This window comes from Bartonella melophagi K-2C (assembly GCF_000278255.1).
Taxonomy (GTDB): domain Bacteria; phylum Pseudomonadota; class Alphaproteobacteria; order Rhizobiales; family Rhizobiaceae; genus Bartonella; species Bartonella melophagi.
In genome coordinates this window covers 1-1,357 of the sequence record NZ_JH725092.1, presented here as the reverse complement: position 1 = coordinate 1,357, position 1,357 = coordinate 1, and the positions used below count along the sequence as shown (strand labels likewise).

Annotated in this window: 2 protein-coding genes; one reads left to right on the top strand and one right to left on the bottom strand. The window is 34.6% G+C overall.

Going from position 1 to position 1,357, the window contains the following annotated elements; translation table 11 throughout:
* Positions 1–83 precede the first annotated feature (83 nt).
* Positions 84–320 (bottom strand): single-stranded DNA-binding protein, encoded by a 237-nt coding sequence (locus tag ME3_RS07370; RefSeq protein WP_425338861.1) that lies wholly within the window; start codon positions 318–320, stop codon positions 84–86.
* A 199-nt stretch (positions 321–519) separates the two neighbouring features.
* Here ME3_RS07370 and ME3_RS07095 point away from each other — a divergent pair, with 199 nt between their 5' ends.
* A complete protein-coding gene (locus tag ME3_RS07095) occupies positions 520–1,233 on the top strand; it encodes a hypothetical protein (RefSeq protein ID WP_007478150.1) in 714 nt (237 codons plus the stop codon).
* The last annotated feature ends 124 nt before the right edge of the window (positions 1,234–1,357 follow it).

Genomic DNA, 1,357 nt, shown 5'->3' with positions numbered 1-1,357 from the left:
ATACGTCCATTAGGTTCTCTTCTTTGACCGACTATCCTAGGTCTTCCCCGTTTCTTTCGTTTTTTCATAAGAAAACCTCCTAATTAAAACGGGATCTTGTCATTCAAAGTCGTTTCTAAAGCCTCTCGACCAGTGCTCCCCCATGCCATTGTTTGCTCTTGAGTGGCCATATCAATATCACCCTTTTGAACACTATTAAGGATCTTTAATTCACCTCTATATTGGGATAAGACAATTTCTGTTGTGTAGTGTGTTTGTCCGCTTTTATCTTGCCATTTACGCGTCTGTAATTGACCTTCAACATAAACCTTAGAAGAAATAAAAACTGTATTATAAACTAATTTTAGGCACAGTACGACTAGTACCGCAGTGTCATTTAATACAATTCATACCACTATGTCAACTCAAAAATCACGATCTAGTATTTTTTTATCTCAATCAAACTAAATATGCTATAAATTGCTCCCTCTTATCGAATCAATTATATGAACTGGTAACTTAAAATCAGGAGGGGATGATGTGCTTTTTCTTATCTTAAAAATCATCATAATTTTATTCTTGCTTGGAATTCTTTTATCAGTTCTTCCCCTTATTTTAAGTTTTATAGGGGAAGTTCTTGGAGGTATATTTGAGGTAGCACTTAAACTTTTATTCATACCACTTATAATAGTAGCATTACCAACAGTAGAAACTATCCGTTACGCGTTTGCGAAAGATAAAGATAAATATATAACTGCACAGAACACAGTGATTCAGAAACAAGAACCTATTGAGGAACAAAACACTAAGGAATCAATTGAGGAAGAAAATACTAAAACAACTATAACAGATTATTTTTATCTTATTATAGGTTTATTACTTGGTCCTATAGTTCTACTAGGAATATTAACAGGAATATTATTATATCCAGCATTAGTATCCATACTAACAGGAGTTATACTATTCACACCTCCTATGCTTCTCCTACCAGAGTCAATAGCTAAAATATCTGTGTTAATATTCTGGATATTTGTGTCTCCATTTTTATTGATGTGTTTTGCCCCAATTCAACATAGACTCAAGCTACTCCCTGCCTTACTTTTCTTACAAGCAGTAATCTTTTGGTTTCTATTTTACGTCGTACCTTCCTCGCAGGAGCTTATATTTTATGTCGGATTCTTTCAATTGTACATATGTGTATGGCGGAATTTCTTGTTTGAACCTAAAATCCAATCTTTACTAGAAAACTTATGAAGAGCATTAAGAGCGATGCGTAGAGAACTGACAAGGTGTGGCAGTTGTTGGTCTTCTATAACGATGTACTGCAAAGCAGCATGAAGATTATAGGCGGTCTCACCTTCACACAATTATCTGAGCC